At 62.1% G+C, this 1,481-nt stretch carries 2 protein-coding genes and 1 pseudogene; all 3 read right to left on the bottom strand.

The annotated features are described in order from the left end of the window. Positions 1–111: 111 nt before the first annotated feature. Entirely contained in the window at positions 112–552 is a 441-nt protein-coding gene (locus A2I95_RS37300; RefSeq protein WP_129372623.1) for a MarR family transcriptional regulator, read from the bottom strand. Next, on the bottom strand, positions 552–1,382 hold the full coding sequence (locus tag A2I95_RS37295) for a carbon-nitrogen hydrolase family protein (RefSeq protein ID WP_291737499.1): 831 nt from the start codon (positions 1,380–1,382) through the stop codon (positions 552–554). The genes A2I95_RS37300 and A2I95_RS37295 overlap by 1 nt, the downstream gene beginning before the upstream one ends. A gap of 15 nt (positions 1,383–1,397) precedes the next feature. Then, positions 1,398–1,481 (bottom strand): annotated as a pseudogene (locus A2I95_RS37290) (glutaredoxin 3); the annotation flags it as partial.

Below are 1,481 nucleotides of genomic sequence, written 5' to 3'. Positions count from 1 at the left end.
ATGGTTAAACGATCGCCGTTCACGGCATGATGGGGACTGATGGGGAAGAGGGGCGCCTGCTTGCAGGCGTCCCTTTTTTACCCGGGCAGGTGACTGTTTGGGTCCAGCCGCTCAGCCGCTCTCTTCCAGTTTGCCGCGCAGTTCGCGCAGAATAGGCAAGGTCGCCCGGACCCGATCGCTGCCCAATTCACCCACAACTTCTGAAATCACCGGAATGATTCCGGCCAGTGCCGCATCCCGGGCCTGTTTGCCGGCCGGGCTGATCGCCACCATCTTGCGCCGCGCATCGTCCCAATCCGGGCGGACATGGATGTATCCGGCAACTTCCAGCTTGCCCAGGGTGTTGGTCATAGCCCCGCGGGTTACGTGAAACGCCTTGGCCAGCTGCGCGGGCGAGCGTTCCAGCCCGGCCCGGGCCAAGTGGTTCAGCACCGAGAAATGCGACAGCTCCATCCCTTTGGGCAGCACTTTGCTGAGACGTGACCGGGCCAGCTGGTCAGCCATCAGAATCTCGCTGAACAGCGATACCGCCAGGGAATGTGTCTCATCCATCAGGGTCCGTCAAACTCCCGGTCGTGGGTCAGGGAAGGCACGCGTTTGCGCGCTTCTGCCACTGTTTCGAGGTCAAGATCAACGTAAGTCACGCCTGGTTCCTGACCGGCATCGGCCAGCACCTCGCCCCAGGGGGCTACGGCCAGAGAATGGCCAAAGGTATTGCGGCTGGGCCCGCGGGAGGCCGGGTGTTTGCCAGTCTGCGCAGGCGCCAGCACAAAGCAGCCGGTTTCAATTGCACGGGCGCGCAGCAGCGAATGCCAATGTGCGGCGCCGGTGACATAAGAAAACGCCGCCGGCGCAGTGATGATCTGCGCCCCGCCTTTGGCCAGTGCCCGGTGCAAATGCGGAAAACGCACATCATAACAGATGGTCATGCCGATACTGGCAAAAGGCGTCTCTGCCACAACCGCCTGGGTGCCCGGGCGGTAGCCATCGGACTCGCGGTAGGTTTCCTCGGGTGTGACCTCGACATCGAACATGTGGATCTTGTCGTAGCGCGCCTTGATTTCACCCTGCGGGCTGATCAGGAACTGCCGGTTGGCAAAGCGCCTGTCACTGTCGTGGGTCTTGATGCCCAGCGACCCCAGCAGCAGCCAAATGCCGTGTTTTGCCGCCTCGTCACGCAGGGCGGCCAGCGTCGGGTCATCCTCTTCGTGACACAAGACACCGTTCTGATGGGTCCGGCTGCCGGAGAGGCAATTGGTAACTTCGGGCGTCAGCACAAAGCCCGCCCCGCCGCGCACAGCCTCCGCCATCATCGCCTTCACGGTCTCCAGGTTTTCAGCCGGGATGTCGGTGGATGTCATCTGAAGCAGAGCTGTGCGCATTTTATCTCTCCGGATTCAGGCCGCCAGCAGCGGGTCCAGTTTGCCCGCCTGTTCCAGCGCAAAAAGATCGTCACAGCCGCCGACATGGGTTTCGCCGAT

It is taken from the genome of Leisingera sp. F5 (genome assembly GCF_001593695.1).
Note: the sequence above shows the minus strand (reverse complement) of the source record. Positions and strands in the feature narration are given on the sequence as shown.